This window comes from Kitasatospora sp. NPDC101801, from assembly GCF_044766665.1.
Classification (GTDB): domain Bacteria; phylum Actinomycetota; class Actinomycetes; order Streptomycetales; family Streptomycetaceae; genus Kitasatospora.
The window spans coordinates 1-17,453 of sequence record NZ_JBIWML010000007.1; the positions used below are offsets into that span (position 1 = coordinate 1).

The following is a 17,453-nucleotide window of genomic DNA, read 5'->3' on the forward strand; positions in this document are numbered from 1 at the left end:
CAGACCGAAACCCGTCGCCCGATGCCGACGCAACGGCTCCACCTCACGAAACGACCCCTCGTCCAACAACAGGCCGATCCGCTCACGAGCCGTCAGCTTCCCCTTGGCATGCTGCGCCTCGGTCGCCTTGTCACTCGGGCCACGCAGCACCCGGCTGCGGAGTTCGTGCAGTTCGGCCACTCGCCCCCGGGCGTCGGCCGGGGTCTCGGGGATCTCGCCACCGGCGGGCGCCTCGTGCAGAACCGTCATCTCGAACCACTCCAAGTCTGAGGGAACTGTCCGGCGGCGGGCCGCTGTGGCGGGCCGGTCGCTGCGAACACTTCTTCACCTACGACAGTACGAGGGATCATGGCTCCGGTTCGGCGTCGATTCCGTACAAGGTCGGGCGCCAGAAGCTGTCAGGGCTGTACAGAAAGCGGCCCGGCCGAAAACCCGGCCGGGCCGCTCGACGGACTCTGCGCGGTGCCCGGCGCAGGGGGAGATGCGCAGGTCAGGCCGCATATTCAGGGGGTTCGGGGCAGGTTTTCGCCGACTGCCGGGAGGTGTCCGGGCTCGTAGGGATGCGCCAAAGCCGGTCAGCGCTTGTCGGGGTTCTCCCCGTCGCCCTTGTCGCGGAGCTCCTCCTCGCGGCGGCGCAGGTCGGCCTCCCACTCCTTGAGCAGCTCGGCGTCCCGGTCGCCCTGGTCCTTCTTCAGCGAGGCGAGGAACTCGGGGTTGTCGTCCGGAGCGACCTGGCGGCCGGTGGCCCGGGCCGAGGTCGGGCCGCCGCGCCGCTTGCCGATGGCCAGCCAGGCGATCGAGCCGACCAGCGGGAAGAGCAGCACGATGATCACCCAGGCCACCTTGGGCAGGTGCTTCACCTCCTGCTCCGGCGTGGTCAGGCAGTCGATGAACGCCCAGATCCAGAGGGCGAGCAGGAGCAGTGGCGGCAGAATCCTCAGCACGGTTCGATGTCCCCCGGGGAGCAGCAGGTCGGGCCCTCTTGGCGTGGCCAGGGTAGTCCGTATCGGATACTGGCACGCATGGCATACGACGATCTCCGTTCGTTTCTCCGGGCCCTGGAGCGAGAGGGCGACCTCAAGCGGATCAAGACCGAGGTCGATCCGCACCTGGAGATCGGCGAGATCGTCGACCGGGTGCAGAAGGCCAAGGGCCCCGCGCTGCTCTTCGAGAACGTCAAGGGCTGCTCGATGCCGCTGGCGATGAACGTCTTCGGGACGGAGCGGCGGCTCGCCAAGTCGCTCGGCCTGAAGGGCCCGGAGGAGATCTCGGAGAAGATCGCCGGGCTGCTCAAGCCGGAGCTGCCGCAGGGCTTCACCGGCTTCCGGGACGCGTTCGGCAAGCTGGCCTCGATGGCGCACGTGCCGCCGAAGAACGTGAAGTCCTCGGACGCGCCGGTCCAGGAGGTGGTGCTGACGGGCGATCAGGTCGACCTGGACCAGCTCCCGGCGCTGTTCACCTGGCCGCTGGACGGCGGCTCGTTCTTCAACCTGGGCCTGACCCACACCAAGGACCCGGACTCCGGCATCCGCAACCTCGGGCTGTACCGCCTGCAGCGGCACGACCGGCGGACCATCGGGATGCACTGGCAGATCCACAAGGACAGCCGCAACCACTACGCGGTGGCCGCCAAGCGCGGCGAGCGGCTGCCGGTCGCTATCGCCTTCGGCTGCCCGCCCGCCGTGACGTACGCGGCCACAGCGCCGCTGCCCGGTGACATCGACGAGTACCTGTTCGCGGGCTTCGTGGCCGGTGAGCGGGTGCGGATGGTGGACTGCAAGACCGTCCCGCTCCAGGTCCCGGCCGACGCCGAGGTGGTGCTGGAGGGGTGGCTGGAGCCCGGCGAGATGCTGCCCGAGGGCCCGTTCGGCGACCACACCGGCTTCTACACGCCGCAGGAGCCGTTCCCGGCGCTGACCATCGACTGCGTGACGATGCGCAAGCGGCCGATCCTGCAGTCGATCGTGGTCGGCCGGCCGCCGACCGAGGACGGGCCGCTGGGGAAGTTCACCGAGCGGTTCTTCCTCCCGCTGCTCAAGATCATCATCCCGGACATCGTGGACTACGACCTGCCCGAGGCGGGCGGCTTCCACAACTGCGTGATCGTCTCGATCGACAAGAAGTACCCCAAGCACGCCCAGAAGGTGATGCACGCGATCTGGGGCGCGCACATGATGTCGCTGACCAAGCTGATCATCGTGGTGGACGCCGACTGCGACGTGCACGACTACCAGGAGGTCGCCTGGCGGGCCCTGGGCAACACCGACTACAGCCGCGACCTGACCGTGGTCGAGGGCCCGGTGGACCACCTGGACCACGCCTCCTACCAGCAGTTCTGGGGCGGCAAGGCGGGCATCGACGCCACCCGCAAGCTGCCCGAGGAGGGCTACACCCGGGACGGCGGCTGGCCCGAGATGGTCAGCTCCGACCCGGAGACCGCCGCCCTGGTGACCAAGCGCTGGAAGGAGTACGGACTGTGAGCGCGATCGCCGCCGTCCCGCCGAACAAGGTCCGGGCCTTTCTCAACCTGGTGCTGATCGAGCACTCGATCTTCGCCCTGCCGTTCGCCTACATCGCCGCCTTCACCGCGATGTACCTTCACGACGGTCGGATGCACTGGGGCACGCTGGCCCTGGTCACCGTCTGCATGGTCGGCCTGCGCACCTTCGCGATGGCCGCCAACCGGATCATCGACCGCGAGATCGACGCCCGGAACCCGCGCACCGCCAACCGCGAACTGGTCACCGGTGCCGTCTCGATGCGCACCGCGTACGTCGGCTCGGCCGTCGCGCTGCTGGTCTTCCTCGGCTCGGCCGCGCTGCTCAACCCGCTCTGCCTGCTGCTCGCCCCGGTCGCCGTGGTGCCGATGGTGGTCTACCCGTACGGCAAGCGGTTCACCGACTTCCCGCACGCCATCCTCGGCCTGGCCCAGGCGATGGGCCCGATCGGTGCCTGGCTCGCCGTCACCGGCAGCTGGTCCTGGGACGCGGTCGTGCTCGGCCTGGCCGTCGGCATCTGGATCGGCGGCTTCGACCTGATCTTCGCCACCCAGGACGTCACCGCCGACCGCGCCGAGGGCGTCCGCTCCGTCCCGGCCCGGTTCGGGGTTCCGGCCGCGCTGTACGGTGCCCGCGCCTGTCACGCCGTCACCCTGGCGCTGCTGGTCTGGTACGCCCTGCTCACCGACGCGGGCCCGGCCTTCTGGGTCGGCCTGGTGGTGGTCGCCGGCGCCTTCGTCTACGAGCACACCATCGTCAAGCCGCACGACCTCTCGAAGCTGAACCGTGCCTTCTTCACCACCAACGGCTTCGTCGGCATGTCCCTCTTCGCCTTCGCCCTGCTGGACCTGGTGCTGCGGGGCCTGCGCCTCTGACCTGTGCAGCTCCGGAGCGGTTCCCGGCGGGTGCGCCGTGTGGGGTGCGCCGTTCGGGGCAGGTTCGGCGGGATGCTGGAGGGGCACAGGTCCCCGTCTGCCCAGGGAGTGGTCCCGATGATCGGCAAGCTGCAGTGCGTGGTGCTGGACTGCCACTACCCGGCCGGACTGGCGCAGTTCTACGCCGCCCTGCTCGGCGGCGAGGTGGACCGCCCCGACCCGCGCTGGTCGCTGGACGAGTACTGGTCGACGGTGCACGTCCCCGGCGGCATGGTGCTCGGGTTCCAGCGGGTCGAGGACTTCCGCCCGCCGCGCTGGCCGGACCCCGCCCACCCGCAGCAGCTCCACCTGGACGTCGAGGTCGAGGACCTGGACGCGGCGGAGGCCCGGGTGCTGGAGCTCGGCGCGGTGCGCAAGGACGTCGAGACCGGGTGGCGGGTCTACCTGGACCCGGCCGGTCACCCGTTCTGCCTGGTGCGCGGCGGTGGCCAGGACGGGCCGGTCTGACGCCCTATCATGTCGCCATGTCTTCCGCTGAGTTGATCAGGATCGTGTCCCGCTCCTCGCCGATGGCGCTGGCCCAGGTGGAGCGGGTACGGGCCGAGCTCGCCGTGCTGCACCCGGGGATCAGGACCGAGGTGGTGCCGGTGGTCACCTCCGGCGACCGCTGGATGGGCGACCTGGCGAAGCTCGGCGGGAAGGGCGCGTTCACCAAGGAGGTCGACCAGGCGCTGCTGGCCGGCGAGGCCGACCTCGCGGTGCACTGCCTCAAGGACGTGCCCGCCGACCGGCCGCTGCCGGCCGGCACGGTGTTCGCGGGCTACCTGCGACGGGACGACATCCGCGACGCGGTGATCCACCCCGGCGGTCTGACGCTTGACCAGCTCCCGCCCGGCAGCCGGATCGGCACCTCCTCGGTGCGCCGGATCGCCCAGCTCGCCGCCTCGCACCCGCACCTGGTGTGCGTACCGATCCGGGGCAACGCCAACAGCCGGCTGGCGAAGCTCGAGGCCGGGGAGGCCGACGCCCTGCTGCTGGCGGCCTCCGGTCTGGAGCGGATCGGCGAGAGCGGCCGGATCACCGAGATCCTCCCGCTGGACACGATGTGCCCGCCGATCGGCGCGGGCGTGCTGGCCCTGCAGTGCCGGGAGGGCGACCACGCCACCATCGAGGCCGCCGCCGGGCTGGGCCACCACGACACCTGGCGGGAGGCGACGGCGGAGCGGATGTTCCTGCACGTCCTGCAGGGCCACTGCAACAGCCCGATCGCCGGGTACGCGACCGCCGAGCCGGACGGGCGGCTGGCGCTGCGCGGCCGGGTGTTCTCCCCGGACGGCAAGCAGATCCTGGACGCCCACGAGTGGGCGGGCGCGCTCAGCCCCGAGGACCTCGGCACCTCGGTCGCCCTGGCGCTCAAGCGGCAGGGCGCGCACGAGCTGATCGCGGCCATCCCGCACTGACCCGCCGTCAGGCGAGGGTGAGCGGGTCGCCGACCCGCAGGTGCCCGGGGCGGGCGACGGTGGCGAGGGCGGCCAGCCGGGCGTCGTGCGCCTGGGTGAGCACCTTGAGGATCTCGGGGGCGTGCGGCAGACCGGGCTGCGCCGTACCGGACATGACGCACCGTCGGCCCGCCTGGACGAAGGCCAGGGTCAGCCCGCCCGGGACGCCGGCCGGGCGGCCGAACCAGCTGTCCTCGACGAACGGGGCGGTGCCCGGCGGGGTGCGGAGCAGGATGTTGGGGCGGAACCGGCGCTCGTCCACCACGGTGTCCGGGAGGGCCGCCCTGATCCAGTCCAGGGTGGCGGTGCTGAGCACACTGACCGGCAGGTGGTCGAAGTGCGAAACGGTGTCCTCGCGGGCGAGTTCGACGCCGTCGCGCTGGAGGTAGGCCGCCAGGAAGGCGTTCGGGTCCGGTACGGGCCGGCCCAGCGGGTCGAGCAGCTCGGGGGCGGTCAGCCGGTTGCCGAGCCGGGAGCCGAGCCGGAGCAGGCCGTCCATCCGGCGGAACCGTCGGGTGTTCTTCCCGGAGCCGATCCGGCCGGTGCTCTCCCGGACCGCGTACAGCCGGTCCCCGGCCAGCCCGCGTTCGTCCACCTCGACGGAGTCGAGCCGCTCGCCCCCGGTCGATTTGACCGGGTAGCGCCACAGCCGCTCGATCACCCCGATGATCTCTGCCATGGCGGGAGCCTAGCGCCGTCGCCGGGGGATGGTCTAGACCAAGAGCGGACGGGTGGCGGGGGCGGCCGCCGGACCTCGGAGGACCCGGCGACCGCCCCGGACTCGTAGGGGGAGAAGGTCAGTTGTTCCCGCCGCCGCCGACGGGGTTGCCGACGCCGACCACGTTGACGGAGTTGCCGCAGATGTTGATCGGGATGCTGATCGGGATCTGGACGTTGTTGCCGGAGAGCACACCGGGCGAGCCCACCACGACGGCGGAGGCGCTGGCCCCGCCGGTGTTCACGCAGGTGTTGCCGCCGCCGGTGAACTCGGGGGCGTGCTCCTCCTGGTGCTGGACCGGCGCCTGCTGGACCGGGCCCTGGTCCTCGCAGTCGGCGAGGGCCGGAGCGGTGCAGCCGAGGGCGAGGGCGACACCGAGGCCGACGGTCGCCGCGAACTTCTTGGTTCGGTTCATGTCGGAAGGAGTATCCGGTTTCGCCCCGGGTCAGCTGCGCCGTCGGGATCGGTCACCCGGTCGAACGGTCGGAATCACACCTGTCGTCGGATTGACTGGGGCAAGTGGCCGACCCGGGAGGCGCTCCGCCGCAATCTGCCTGCGGGTCGCGCTCCGGTCCGGCCGCTATCCGAGCCGGGCGACCGCCCGGACCGGGGCGCCGTCGGCGGCGGTCAGGCGGAGCGGGAAGAACGAGACCGTGACGGCCAGCCCGGCCGCCGAGGCGTCCAGCAGCGGCGTCAGGTCGGCGAGGTTCTCGCACAGGACGGCGCCGTCCGGGCTGCCGAGCAGCGTCCGGTGGGCGGCCAGGGTCGGGGCGTCCGGGGCGGGGTCGTGCTCGTCGGTCAGGTCGGCGAGCAGGGCGGCCACCGCCGGGTCGGCCGGCCCCGGATCGGGGGTCGGGTCGATGCTCAGCGCGTCCACGCCCACGCTGCGCACCCCGGCGGCGACGATCGCCTCGGCCGCGCCGGGCGTGAGCCACGGGTGCGCGTAGTAGTGGTCGGTGGCCCAGTACCGGTGCCACCCGGTGACCAGCAGCAGGACGGCGCCGGGTGTCACCGTGGCCAGCGCGGGGGCGAGTTGACCGGCCGTCACCCCGGTGCGCGGGGCCAGGTCACGCAGGTCGGCGAGCACGGCGCGGCCGGTGAACAGGCCGAGCGGCAGCCCGTCCAGGGTCGGCCAGGTGACGTCCACGTGGTACGGCGCGTCCACGTGCGTGCCGGACTGCGAACCCAGGTGCAGGGACAGCACGTTGACCCCGTCGGTGGCGGTGGTCAGGGCCGGTCGCAGCGACACGGCCGGGTCGCCCGGGTACACCGGCATCCCGGTGGTGACCGGGTGGGTGAGGTCGATCAGCGTCGGCGGCATGGGTCCATCCTGGCCCGTCGGCCGGGACGCGGCACACCGTTCGCCCCGGCCCGCCGGCCGGGTGCGAGCTGGAATCGCCGGCCGTCCGTACCGCCCGCAATTCCCGCCGACGGGCCGTCAGGTCCGGGTCCGGACGTATTAGGGAATGGGCGTGGACGAGTCTTGCCCGCCGATCGGGCGAACTGTAGGTTACTCGGCGTGGCCGGTGGGTGTGCGCCCCGCCGGGTCGATCCCTGAAGAGGGGTGGAATTGGGCGCCGAGGGGGATTTCGTCCGCCCCGCCGGCCCCGCCCCACGGCCCGTAGGCGGCCTGGTCCCGGAGTTCCGGGGTCGACGCCGGGTCGTGAATTCCGCAGTGGCGGGCACTGCTGCGGATTGTTCGAAGACTTCCGATAATTGTCGTTCGTGCTTTTCCCCGAACCCTCCCGGTCGGCGGCCCGGTATTCGCTGCTCGCAGACCAGTCGATTCAGCGGGCCGGTATTTTCGGCCCGCTCCGGGACGTCGCCTCCGACGGGCCTCCCGGGACATCCACGGGACACCGGACGGAAGAGGCGAGACGTGCTGACCGCACTGGACGACCGGCCGCAGGACGAGGACGCCCGGGGCCCGGCCGACCGGCCGCCCCGGATCAGCCTGGCGGTGATGCACCACCCCGCCAGGGCCGCGGCCCTGCCCCGGCTGGCGGCGGCCTGCGCCCCGCTGCCGGTCACCCCGGTGGCGGACCCGTGTCCGCTCGGACCGCCCAGCCCGCTGCGGACCGCGAAGCTGGCCTGGGCCGCGGTGCCGCCCGGGGCCACCCACCACGTGGTGCTCCAGGACGACGTCACCCCGGTGCCGGGGTTCGCCGCCCAGCTGACGGCGGTGCTCACCGCCCGCCCCCGGGACGCGGTGGCGCTCTACGTGAACTGGAACAGTCCGTACAACGCCTACCTGGCCCGGCGGGCGGCGGTGGCCGGCTCACCCTGGGCGCCGCTGGCCCCCCGGGAGTGGGTGCCGACCCTGGGCCTGGCCCTCCCGGCCGCGGCCGCCCGTGGGTTGGCGGCCTATCTGGCGGAATTCCCGGACGAGTTGAAGGACGACGACGAACTGATCGTCCGGTACTGCGCCGAGGCCGGGCTGACCGTGCTGGCCGCCGTACCGCACCTGTTGGAGCACCAGGCCGGGCCGAGCCTGGCGGGCAACGGCGAGCACGGGGCACGGCACGCGGCGGTGCCGACGGACGCCCCGCTGCCGGCCGGCCACTGGTCGGGGCCGGTCCCCGGCGGCGGGGAGCCGCCCCGGACGACGGGCGGCCTGCACTACGCCGTCGAGTTGGTGCGTTCGCGCTGCCTGATTCGGCTGATGCGGGATCAGGAACCGGCCGGGCACCCGTTCGCCTGGTCCTGGGCGGACTGGGCCCCGCTGCTCGGAGCCGATCCGGCCGCCCTAATCCGGGACTTCGAGCGGACCGCGGGTCCGGCCGGGCTGCCGGTCGGGACGCTGCGCGAGGTGTGGGCCGCCGGCTGGCTGCTCGGCCGGGACGCCGCCCCGCCGGCGGGCAGGCCGGTGGACCGCGCGGCGGCGCTGCGCACCTGGGTGCTGTCCGGTCTGGCCGAGCGGGACGCCCGGAGGCTCACCCCCGCCGTGGTGGAGGCGGTCACCGGTCTGGCGCTCCGGGCGCTGGCGGCGGGCGCTCGGGCGGCAGCCTGCCACGCCCCTGACGAGGTCCACGAACTGCCTGGCCCGGCCGGGGCGTTGGCCCGGCGCGAGGCCGAGGCACTGACCTTTCCGGCGCCCGAGCAGTCCCCGCCGGTCGCGGTGCGCTGCCTGCCCTGCCCGTACTGTCCGTCCGGCCCGGCGGAGCTCGGCCGGGCGCTCGCCCCGCTGCCGTACGAACGGCTCCGGGTGCTGCCCGACCGGTCGGCGCCGTTGCCGGAGGAGCTGGAACTGACCCTGCTGGCCTGCGAACTCCCGGACGCCCGAGCGATGTTGGCAGTGACCGCCGGGGCCCGCAGGGCGGGGCCGGACCGCCGGTTCAGCAGCCGGGCGGCCGCCCTGGTGGTGCGGTCGGTCCGTCCGGTCGACCAACTGGCCGTGCTGGACCGGGCGGAGAGGTGGTGGGACGGCCGCGCGGGCGAGCCGGACGGCCCGTACGTGCTCCCGATGAGCCTGCGGGTGGCCGCCCGGTGCAACCGTCCCCGGCTGCCCGGTCTGGGCTCCGGCGGCCCCGCCACCGCGCTGGACACGTACTACCGAGCCGTCAGGTACGCGGCCGTGGCCCGAGCGCTCTGAATGCCCGACCTGGTCGAACTGCTGTGGAACGAAAGGGAGTCGTGTGAACACCGAGGTAACCACGCTGCCGGTCCCGTGCACCGGGGCCCGCACCGGGGAGGGCCCCGTGACCTGGGGTCAGCACGCCATCTGGACCGCGCTGCAGAAGCTGCGGCCGGGTGACCACGCGTACAACGTCCCGCTGGACGGCCCGGTCCCGGGCGGGATGCCGCTGGCGGTGGTCGAGCGGGCGTTCAGCGGGTTGCTGTACGTCCACGACGCCCTGCGCACCCGGGTGGTGGCCGGACCGGACGGGGAGCTGCGCCAGCAGCTGGACGGGGACGGCAGCGCGCCGCTGCACCTGCGGCCCGGCGGCCCGGCGGAGGCGGCCGGGATCGGTGCCGCGCTGCGGGACGAGCTCTGGGGACGGGCCTTCGACTACGCCGGGGAGTGGCCGGTGCGGTTCGGCGCGGTGGTCTCCGAGGGGCTGGTCCACCACGTGGTGATGATCTTCTCCCACACGGCGGCCGACGCCTGGGGCCTGCCCAGGCTGCAGGGCGACCTGCAGGCGCTGAGCCTCGGGGCCGACCCGGTCGAGGTCCGGGCCGAGGCCGAGCAGGCCGGGGTGCTGCAGACCCTGGAGCAGGCGGCCGAGCAGTCCTCCCCGCGCGGCCGCCGGCTGGACGCGGCGGCGCGTCGGCAGTGGCGGACGGCGGCGGCAGGTGCCCGGGCCCCGCAGGTCGCCGCGGTCCCGCCGGGCGAGCCGGGGGCGCCGCGCTACCGCCGGGCCCACCTGCTCTCGCCCGCGCTGCCGGGCGCGCTCGCCCGGGTCGGCGAGACCCACCGGACCAGCACCGCGAGCGTCCTGCTGGCGGCGACCGCCGAGACGATGGCCGACTGGGCGGGCACCGGCCGGTGCGGTCTCCAACTGATGGTCAACAACCGCTTCCACAGCGGGCTCGGCCGGGCCAGCGGCCCGCTCGCGATGGAGGGCTACCTGGCGGTCCGCACCGAGGACGCCGCGGACTTCGGGGAGCTGCTGGCCCGGACCAGGAGCGCCTCGCTGGCCACCTACCGCAGCGCCTTCTACGACAAGCGCGCCCTGGAGGCCGACCTCGCCCCGTACGCGGCGGATCCGGGCGTGGTCTTCGAGCGGTCCTGCTGGTACAACGACCAGCGGGTGGCCGCGCCCGAACCCGCCCCGGCGGACTGGTCACCCGAAGCGGCCGGCCCGTCCACCCTCAGTTGGGAGCCCGCGACCGACCACGGCGGCACCGTCAGCTACGTCCTGCACATGGCGGACAAGCCGGCCGCCGTCGAGATCGCTATGACCGCCGACACCCAGCTGTTCACCCCCGCCGACATCGAGCGGCTGCTCCGCACCATCGAGCGCACCGTCCTCGACCAGGCCCGGCAGCAGGGCTGAGCCCGGGCGGTCGTCCGGCCCGGGCCGGACTATCGTGCCCGGTATGAGCAGTGATCGACAGCAGCCGCCCCGCCGACCCTGGGTGGTCGGGGTCTCCGGGGCGTCCGGTACGCCGTACGCCGCCTCGGTGCTCCGGGCCCTGCTGGCCGCCGGGGAGACGGTCGACCTGGTGGTCAGCCGGGCCGCCCGGCTGACCATCCTGGACGAGACCGGCATCGCGTTCCGGGACGCGCACTGGCGGGCCGACTTGGCGGAGTGGCTGGGCACCAAGGACCTGGACGGCGTCCGGTACTGGGCGGCGGGTGACTTCGCGGCGGGGCCGTCCAGCGGCTCGTACCCGGCCAAGGGGATGCTGGTGGTCCCGGCCACCACCGGCGCGGTGGCCGGGATCGCGCTCGGGCTGAGCAAGGACCTGCTCCAGCGGGCCGCCAGCGTCACCCTGAAGGAGCGTCGGCCGCTGGTGCTCTGCCTGCGCGAGACACCGCTCAACGGGGTGACGTTGAAGCACCTGGTGGAGCTGGACGCGCAGGGCGCCGTGGTGCTGCCGGCCGCGCCGGGCTTCTACGCCGGGGGCTCCACGGCCCGTGAACTGGTGGACTTCGTGGCCGGCCGGGTGCTGGACGCGGTGGGTGTGCCGCACACGCTGTACCGGCGCTGGGCGGGTGAGTTGGGCGACGGGGGGAAGGTCGCGTGAGCGGATCGGCCCGGGGAAGGTATGTTCATTGCGATATCCGGGTCGATCCAGGTGTGACGCCTTCGAATCCGGATAATGATCTGTGGGTCTGGAGAGGTTCGGAAGGACGCGGGCGGATACATGGACACGGTGGACAGACAGCTCATCCAGGCGCTCCGGGAGAACGGCCGCGCGTCCTACGCCGAACTGGGCCGCCTGGTCGGCCTGTCGGGCCCGAGCGTGACGGACCGGATCAACCGGCTGGAGCAGGCCGGGGTGATCACCGGCTACCGCGCCACCGTGAACCCGGCCTCGCTGGGCTTCGGGGTCACCGCCCTGATCGGCCTTCAGCTCACCGACGCCGCCGACCACGAGGACGTCGCGCACCGGCTCAAGGACCTCGGCGAGGTCGAGGACTGCTGGTTCATCGCGGGCGACGACTCGTACATGCTCAAGGTCCGGGTCTCCGACGTGGAGGGCCTGGAGTCGGTGGTCAAGCGGCTGTCCGGCACCAAGGGTGTCGCACGGACCAGGACCACCGTGGTGCTCTCCACCAAGTGGGAGAACCGGGTCAGTGAACTGCCTTTGGAACCAGGGGAGTAGCGGACGATGACGTTGATCGGTCTGGAGGAGCTGCGCGCCGCGCAGCAGCGGATCGCCGGAGTGGCGGTCCGGACCCCGTTGATGCCCTGCCCGTGGGCGGCGCAGGGCGACCGGGCACTCTGGCTCAAGCCGGAGAGCCTCCAGCCGACCGGCGCGTTCAAGATCCGCGGGGCCTACAACCGGCTGGCCGCGCTGACCGGGGCCGAGCGGGCCCGGGGCGTGGTGGCGCAGTCCAGCGGCAACCACGCGCAGGCGGTGGCGTACGCCGCGCAGCTGCTCGGCATCAAGGCCGTCATCGTGATGCCGGACGTCTCGCCCGCCGTCAAGGTCGACAACACCCGGGCCTTCGGCGCCGAGGTGATCCTGGTCGGCCCGGGCGAGCGGGACACCCTGCCCGCCGAGCTGGCCGAGCGGCACGGTTACGTCTGGGTACCGCCGTACGACGACCCCTACATCATCGCGGGCCAGGGCACGGTCGGCCTGGAGATCGCCGAGGACGCCCCCGACGAGCTGGACACCGTGCTGGTGCCGGTCAGCGGCGGCGGCCTGATCAGCGGCACCGCCGCCGCCCTCAAGCTGGCCTGCCCCGGAGTCCGGGTGATCGGTGTCGAGCCCGAGCTGGCCGCCGACGCCCGGGCGAGCTTCCGGGCCGGCGAGCGGGTCAGCTGGCCCACCGAGCAGACCTACCGGACCATCGCCGACGGGCTGCGCACGCCCAGCGTCGGGGTGCTCCCGTTCGACCACATCCAGGCGTACGTGGACGACATCGTGACCGTCTCCGAGCAGGAGATCCGGGACACCGTCGCGGTGCTGGCCCGGCGCGGCCGACTGGTCGCCGAGCCCTCGGGCGCGGTGGCCGCGGCGGCCTACTTCCACCGTGCGGCGGAGCTGGAGGGGCGGGTGTTCGGCGCCGTCGTCAGCGGTGGGAACATCGAACCGAGCCTGCTCGCAGAGCTGCTCTCCGCGTAGGCGTAGGCTCGCTTGGTCAGATCTTCAGGCACGAGGAGGCAGGTCACCGCATGGACGCAGGGCTGAAGCGTGAGCTGGAGGCGAAGGTCTACGCGGGTGAGCGGCTGACCCGCGAGGACGGGATCGCGCTCTACGAGAGCGACGACCTGGCCTGGCTCGGCGGTCTGGCGCACCACGTGCGGACCGTGAAGAACGGCGACGTGGTCCACTTCAACGTCAACCGTCACCTCAACATGACCAACGTCTGCGCCGCCTCCTGCGCGTACTGCTCGTTCCAGCGCAAGCCGGGCGAGAAGGACGCGTACACCATGCGGATCGAGGAGGCCGTCCGGCTGGCGAAGGCGATGGAGGTCGACTCGCTGACCGAGCTGCACATCGTCAACGGCCTGCACCCGACCCTGCCGTGGCGCTACTACCCGCGCAGCCTGCGGGAGTTGAAGGCCGCGCTGCCGAACGTCTCGCTGAAGGCGTTCACCGCCACCGAGATCCACTGGTTCGAGCGGATCAGCGGTCTGACGGCGAGCGAGATCCTGGACGAGCTGATCGACGCCGGTCTGGAGTCGCTCACCGGCGGCGGCGCGGAGATCTTCGACTGGGAGGTCCGCCAGCACATCGTCGACCACGAGACCCACTGGGAGGACTGGTCGCGGATCCACCGCCTGGCGCACGAGAAGGGTCTGAAGACCCCGGCGACCATGCTCTACGGGCACATCGAGGAGCCCAGGCACCGGGTCGACCACGTGCTCCGGCTGCGCGAGCTGCAGGACGAGACCGGCGGTTTCCAGGTCTTCATCCCGCTCCGCTACCAGCACGACTTCCACGACTCCAAGGACGGCGTGGTCCGCAACAAGCTGATGGCCCGCACCGAGATGGCCACCGGCGCCGAGGCGCTGAAGACCTTCGCGGTCTCCCGGCTGCTGTTCGACAACGTCCCGCACGTCAAGGTGTTCTGGGTGATGCACGGCGTCACCACCGCGCAGCTGGCGCTCAGTCACGGTGCGGACGACATGGACGGTTCGGTGGTCGAGTACAAGATCACCCACGACGCGGACAACTTCGGCACCCCGAACAAGCTGGGCCGGGACGACCTGCTCGACCTGATCCGGGACGCCGGCTTCCGCCCGGTCGAGCGGAACACCCGCTACGAGATCATCCGCGAGTACGAGGGCCCGGACTTCGGCCGCCGGGAGACCCCGCAGGCGATGCGCCTCTGACTGCTGCGTCACATCGCCCTCCGAGCCCGAACCGGCTCGGAGGGCTCTGTCGTGTTCTGAGTGGGCGTATGCTCACAGGCTCACCACACGCCAGGGGTTCCGTTCCGGCCCACGGCTTTGGAAGGATCGTCCGTATGTCCGGTTCCCATCGTGCCAAGCCCCGAAGCCGGGGCGACGTGCCCGCCGACACGGCGGCCAGGCCTCGTGGGCACCGTCGGAAGGCGAAGAAGAAGCCTGGCGCCGGCCGCGCCCTGATGGGCAGTACGGCGATGCTGCTGGCCGCCGTCTCGGGCTGGTTCACGGTCGGCCCCGGCCGCTCCACCACCGAGGTCGCCGCCGCCGGGATGCCGGACCGACCGCTCCCGGACGCCTCGTCGGCCGTCCCGGACCCCGCCACCGCCCAGGCCGGGCAGCGGACCGAGCAGCCCGCTGCCGACCGCTCGGACCGGACCGACGGCAGCGTGCTGACCATCCCCGGTCTCGGCCCCAAGTTCACCGCCCAGATCCCCGCCGACACCCGGCAGCTGGTGGTCGCGTCCGGCAAGGACAAGGACGGCTCGGACACCGCCGTCACGCTGTGGACCCGGACCGCCGACAACCACTGGAGGCCCGGCACGGTCTGGGCCGGCCACAACGCGTACAAGGGCTGGACCACCGACCACCGCCAGGGCGACCTGCGCAGCCCGATCGGCGTCTACGCGCTGACCGACGCGGGCGGCCGCCAGGCGGACCCGGGCAGCAAGCTCCCGTACGACCAGGACAAGGCGTTCGTGATCGACGGCGACGGCTTCAACGGCGAACCGCTGGCCGGCTCCTTCGACTACGTGGTGGCGATCAACTACAACCGGGTGCCCGGCACCTCGCCGCTCAGCACCAAGTACCCCGAGGGCGTCGGCAAGGGCACCGGCATCTGGCTGCACGTCGACCACGGCGGCCCGACCCACGGCTGCGTGTCGCTGCCGGAGGCGCAGATGATCGAACTGATCAAGGCGCTCGATCCGGCGGCCAAGCCGATGATCGTGATGGGTGACGCGGCCGCACTGGCCGCCTGAGGTCCCGTTGGGGGCGGGGTGAAGGTCCAGGCCCACCAAGGGCTGTTGTCCGGCCCCTACAGCTTCCGACCTCGGACCTTGTACCCGGGCGTCACCCACGGACTGGTCGGTAACGTTGTTGAGTGGCGGTATGACCGCCTCCCGTATCGTGTCGCTCGGCCACTTCCAGCCGCCGAAGGTCCTCACCAACGACGACCTCGCCCTGCTGGTCGACACCGACGACGAGTGGATCCGCTCCCGGGTCGGCATCAGGTCCCGGCACCTCGCCGAGGACGAGACCCTGGTCGACATGGCCACCGAGGCGGCCCAGAAGGCCCTCGCCAACAGCGGCCTGCTGCCCGAGCAGATCGACCTCGTGGTGGTCGCCACCTGCACCGCGATCGAGCGCAGCCCCAACACCGCCGCCGCCGTCGCCGCCCGGCTGGGCATCCGCTCGCCCGCCGCCTACGACATCAACACCGTCTGCTCCGGCTTCTCCTACGCGCTCGCCACCGCCGACCACGCGATCCGGGCCGGCTCGGCCACCCGGGCGCTGGTGATCGGCGCCGAGCGGATGTCCGACACCATCGACTGGAGCGACCGGACCACCTGCGTGATCTTCGCGGACGGGGCCGGGGCCGCGGTGGTGGAGGCGGTTCCTGACGAGCTGTCCGGGATCGGTCCGGTGCTCTGGGGCTCCGAGCCCGACAAGGGCGACGCCGTGGTGATCACCGGCTGGGCCCCGACGATCAGTCAGCAGGGCCAGACCGTCTTCCGCTGGGCCACCACCCAGCTCGCCCCGCTGGCCCGGGAGACCTGCCGGAAGGCCGGCATCGAGCCGTCCGAACTCCGGGGCTTCGTCGCGCACCAGGCCAACCTGCGGATCATCGACGCGATCGCCAACAAGCTCGGGCTGGCCGAGGACGCGGTGGTCGCCCGCGACGTGGTCGAGTCCGGCAACACCTCGGCCGCCTCGATCCCGCTGGCGCTCAGCAAGCTGGTCGAGCGGGGGGAGCTGCGGACGGGCGACCCGGTCCTGCTCTTCGGCTTCGGCGGCGGGCTCGCGTACGCGGGGCAGGTCGTCCGCTGCCCCTGAGCTTCTCCGCAGGCGCTCCGGGTCTACGGCCGAGGGGCTCGGGGAACTGCGACGCCCGCCTCGTACAAGGCGATCCGTCCGACCGTGGTCAGGCACCTTCGCGGTGACCCGCTCGCCAGATCTCTTCGCCCACGCGGCGGAGCCGCACGTCAGCAGAGCCCCGAGCCCCTGGATCGTAGACCCGGAGCGCCTGCCCGAAGATCGGCATGCAGAAGGGGCGGCCCGGTGGGCCGCCCCTTCTCGGGGTCGGTGCGTGCTGCGCGGTCAACGTCGGCGAACCTCCCCCGAGGACACGGCCGCCGTCCGACGCGTCCCGGACAGGAGACCGGGACGGAGCACGCGGAGTGGACGGGTGGGCTACTTGGGCGGCTTCTTGCCCGTCACACCCAGGTAGACCTGGAGGGCGAGGTTGGGTTTGAGGTCCTTCACCTTCACGCCCCAGGCGGTGAAGGCCTTGGAATGCTCCGCCGCCGAGGCGAGGAGCGAGACCAGGGACCCGGAGAGAGCGGCCGGATCGACCGACTTGTCGGTCTTGGCCTGGTTGGCCTTGATGGCTTCACCGAGCGGGCCGGCCACCGAGTTGAGGACCTTCATGCGGATCTTGAAGAACCGCTTGTCCCCTTCGGCTGCACCGAGAGTGACCACTCGGAGAATGGCATCGTTCTTGCGCCAGAAGGCGAGAAATCCGTCCACCAGGTCTTCTGACGTGGTGAAGCCGGTCTTTCCCGCCCAGGACTTTCCATCGAGGAACTCCTTGAGCTCCACGCTGTCCTCGGCCATTTCCTCGGCGATTTCGAGGACTGCGCCCTCGACATCCGGGAAGTACTGGTAGAAGGTCGCGGGGGAGGTACCCGCCATACGGGCGACGTCGATGACCTTGACGTCCCGGTAAGGCGACGTGCTGAGCATCTCGCGGAGGCAGTCGAGCAGCTTCTGCCGCGTCTCCTGTCCGCGTCGCCCGGCGACGCGACCGTCGACGGTGCGAACTTGTCCTGTCATGCCGTCAGCTTACCGTGGCACGATCTTGGCGCGATTCGGTGATGTGACTATTACTCCAGCCGGGGTGTGATCAGCCGACGGATATTCAGCTGGGCCCGCCGCGAACGATGCCCCCCCGTGTTCTGACGGAGCCCCAGCGTGACGGGGTGTCGGCTGAGGGGTGGTCGGGTCGCACAGAGTGACCGTCAGGGAGCGGAGCCGTCGGTCCGTCAGTTCCGGATCGGTGCCCCGGGGTGGGAGGGTGCCGGACAGCGCCGATTCGCCCGGCGGCGGGGGAGATT

Annotated in this window: 18 protein-coding genes; 12 read left to right on the top strand and 6 right to left on the bottom strand. The window is 72.2% G+C overall.

Annotated elements, in window-relative coordinates; all coding sequences use genetic code 11:
* A partial coding sequence (locus tag ACIRPK_RS11535; protein ID WP_403036876.1) for a carboxyl transferase domain-containing protein occupies positions 1-249 on the bottom strand: 249 nt, incomplete at its 3' end.
* Positions 250-575: 326 nt separating this feature from the next.
* A complete protein-coding gene (locus ACIRPK_RS11540) occupies positions 576-944 on the bottom strand; it encodes a PLD nuclease N-terminal domain-containing protein (protein ID WP_403036379.1) in 369 nt (122 codons plus the stop codon).
* 78 nt (positions 945-1,022) lie between these two features.
* Here ACIRPK_RS11540 and ACIRPK_RS11545 point away from each other — a divergent pair, with 78 nt between their 5' ends.
* The 4 genes from ACIRPK_RS11545 (at position 1,023) to hemC (ending at position 4,833) form a co-directional block, all read left to right on the top strand.
* Entirely contained in the window at positions 1,023-2,480 is a 1,458-nt protein-coding gene (locus ACIRPK_RS11545) for a menaquinone biosynthesis decarboxylase (RefSeq protein ID WP_403036382.1), read from the top strand.
* Positions 2,477-3,373: a menaquinone biosynthesis prenyltransferase MqnP gene (gene mqnP, locus ACIRPK_RS11550; protein ID WP_403036384.1), complete on the top strand. Its 897-nt coding sequence runs from the start codon at positions 2,477-2,479 to the stop codon at positions 3,371-3,373. The genes ACIRPK_RS11545 and mqnP overlap by 4 nt, the downstream gene beginning before the upstream one ends.
* Before the next feature lie 117 nt (positions 3,374-3,490).
* Positions 3,491-3,880 (top strand): VOC family protein, encoded by a 390-nt coding sequence (locus ACIRPK_RS11555; RefSeq protein ID WP_403036387.1) that lies wholly within the window; start codon positions 3,491-3,493, stop codon positions 3,878-3,880.
* A gap of 17 nt (positions 3,881-3,897) precedes the next feature.
* Positions 3,898-4,833 carry a hydroxymethylbilane synthase gene (gene hemC / locus ACIRPK_RS11560; protein ID WP_403036390.1) on the top strand — a complete coding sequence of 312 codons (936 nt, stop codon included), beginning with the start codon at positions 3,898-3,900 and terminating at the stop codon, positions 4,831-4,833.
* Positions 4,834-4,840: 7 nt separating this feature from the next.
* On the opposite strand, the gene ACIRPK_RS11565 is transcribed toward hemC, so the two are convergent.
* The 3 genes from ACIRPK_RS11565 to ACIRPK_RS11575 all read right to left on the bottom strand — a co-directional run bounded on the left by ACIRPK_RS11565 (position 4,841) and on the right by ACIRPK_RS11575 (position 6,911).
* On the bottom strand, positions 4,841-5,551 hold the full coding sequence (locus tag ACIRPK_RS11565) for an MOSC domain-containing protein (RefSeq protein WP_403036393.1): 711 nt from the start codon (positions 5,549-5,551) through the stop codon (positions 4,841-4,843).
* Positions 5,552-5,669: 118 nt separating this feature from the next.
* Positions 5,670-6,005 carry a chaplin gene (locus tag ACIRPK_RS11570; RefSeq protein ID WP_403036396.1) on the bottom strand — a complete coding sequence of 112 codons (336 nt, stop codon included), beginning with the start codon at positions 6,003-6,005 and terminating at the stop codon, positions 5,670-5,672.
* Positions 6,006-6,170: 165 nt separating this feature from the next.
* A complete protein-coding gene (locus tag ACIRPK_RS11575) occupies positions 6,171-6,911 on the bottom strand; it encodes a cyclase family protein (protein ID WP_403036399.1) in 741 nt (246 codons plus the stop codon).
* 558 nt (positions 6,912-7,469) lie between these two features.
* Here ACIRPK_RS11575 and ACIRPK_RS11580 point away from each other — a divergent pair.
* The 8 genes from ACIRPK_RS11580 (at position 7,470) to ACIRPK_RS11615 (ending at position 16,173) form a co-directional block, all read left to right on the top strand.
* Complete coding sequence (locus ACIRPK_RS11580; protein WP_403036402.1) at positions 7,470-9,182, top strand: hypothetical protein; 1,713 nt, start codon at positions 7,470-7,472, stop codon at positions 9,180-9,182.
* A 106-nt stretch (positions 9,183-9,288) separates the two neighbouring features.
* Positions 9,289-10,587 carry a condensation domain-containing protein gene (locus ACIRPK_RS11585; RefSeq protein ID WP_403036404.1) on the top strand — a complete coding sequence of 433 codons (1,299 nt, stop codon included), beginning with the start codon at positions 9,289-9,291 and terminating at the stop codon, positions 10,585-10,587.
* A gap of 43 nt (positions 10,588-10,630) precedes the next feature.
* The gene (locus ACIRPK_RS11590) at positions 10,631-11,281 is read left to right on the top strand and encodes a UbiX family flavin prenyltransferase (RefSeq protein ID WP_403036407.1); all 651 of its coding nucleotides are present in this window, start codon (positions 10,631-10,633) and stop codon (positions 11,279-11,281) included.
* Positions 11,282-11,401: 120 nt separating this feature from the next.
* Positions 11,402-11,863 (top strand): Lrp/AsnC family transcriptional regulator, encoded by a 462-nt coding sequence (locus ACIRPK_RS11595; RefSeq protein WP_057231532.1) that lies wholly within the window; start codon positions 11,402-11,404, stop codon positions 11,861-11,863.
* A 6-nt stretch (positions 11,864-11,869) separates the two neighbouring features.
* Positions 11,870-12,832 carry a threonine/serine dehydratase gene (locus ACIRPK_RS11600; protein WP_403036410.1) on the top strand — a complete coding sequence of 321 codons (963 nt, stop codon included), beginning with the start codon at positions 11,870-11,872 and terminating at the stop codon, positions 12,830-12,832.
* A 50-nt stretch (positions 12,833-12,882) separates the two neighbouring features.
* Positions 12,883-14,046 carry an aminofutalosine synthase MqnE gene (gene mqnE / locus ACIRPK_RS11605; protein WP_403036412.1) on the top strand — a complete coding sequence of 388 codons (1,164 nt, stop codon included), beginning with the start codon at positions 12,883-12,885 and terminating at the stop codon, positions 14,044-14,046.
* Between the two features lie 134 nt (positions 14,047-14,180).
* Positions 14,181-15,098 (top strand): L,D-transpeptidase family protein, encoded by a 918-nt coding sequence (locus tag ACIRPK_RS11610; protein ID WP_403036415.1) that lies wholly within the window; start codon positions 14,181-14,183, stop codon positions 15,096-15,098.
* 130 nt (positions 15,099-15,228) lie between these two features.
* A complete protein-coding gene (locus ACIRPK_RS11615) occupies positions 15,229-16,173 on the top strand; it encodes a beta-ketoacyl-ACP synthase III (protein WP_403036418.1) in 945 nt (314 codons plus the stop codon).
* A gap of 357 nt (positions 16,174-16,530) precedes the next feature.
* On the opposite strand, the gene ACIRPK_RS11620 is transcribed toward ACIRPK_RS11615, so the two are convergent.
* Positions 16,531-17,172 (bottom strand): TetR family transcriptional regulator, encoded by a 642-nt coding sequence (locus tag ACIRPK_RS11620; protein WP_403036421.1) that lies wholly within the window; start codon positions 17,170-17,172, stop codon positions 16,531-16,533.
* Positions 17,173-17,453: the final 281 nt, after the last annotated feature.

Bases quoted from the DNA above. Each gene is read 5' to 3' on its own strand.
- ACIRPK_RS11545 (WP_403036382.1), top strand. From the start codon at position 1,023: ATGGCATACGACGATCTCCGTTCGTTTCTCCGGGCCCTGGAGCGAGAG.
- ACIRPK_RS11555 (WP_403036387.1), top strand. From the start codon at position 3,491: ATGATCGGCAAGCTGCAGTGCGTGGTGCTGGACTGCCACTACCCGGCC.
- hemC (WP_403036390.1), top strand. From the start codon at position 3,898: ATGTCTTCCGCTGAGTTGATCAGGATCGTGTCCCGCTCCTCGCCGATG.
- ACIRPK_RS11565 (WP_403036393.1), bottom strand. From the start codon at position 5,551: ATGGCAGAGATCATCGGGGTGATCGAGCGGCTGTGGCGCTACCCGGTC.
- ACIRPK_RS11570 (WP_403036396.1), bottom strand. From the start codon at position 6,005: ATGAACCGAACCAAGAAGTTCGCGGCGACCGTCGGCCTCGGTGTCGCC.
- ACIRPK_RS11575 (WP_403036399.1), bottom strand. From the start codon at position 6,911: ATGCCGCCGACGCTGATCGACCTCACCCACCCGGTCACCACCGGGATG.
- ACIRPK_RS11590 (WP_403036407.1), top strand. From the start codon at position 10,631: ATGAGCAGTGATCGACAGCAGCCGCCCCGCCGACCCTGGGTGGTCGGG.
- ACIRPK_RS11595 (WP_057231532.1), top strand. From the start codon at position 11,402: ATGGACACGGTGGACAGACAGCTCATCCAGGCGCTCCGGGAGAACGGC.
- ACIRPK_RS11600 (WP_403036410.1), top strand. From the start codon at position 11,870: ATGACGTTGATCGGTCTGGAGGAGCTGCGCGCCGCGCAGCAGCGGATC.
- mqnE (WP_403036412.1), top strand. From the start codon at position 12,883: ATGGACGCAGGGCTGAAGCGTGAGCTGGAGGCGAAGGTCTACGCGGGT.
- ACIRPK_RS11610 (WP_403036415.1), top strand. From the start codon at position 14,181: ATGTCCGGTTCCCATCGTGCCAAGCCCCGAAGCCGGGGCGACGTGCCC.
- ACIRPK_RS11615 (WP_403036418.1), top strand. From the start codon at position 15,229: ATGACCGCCTCCCGTATCGTGTCGCTCGGCCACTTCCAGCCGCCGAAG.
- ACIRPK_RS11620 (WP_403036421.1), bottom strand. From the start codon at position 17,172: ATGACAGGACAAGTTCGCACCGTCGACGGTCGCGTCGCCGGGCGACGC.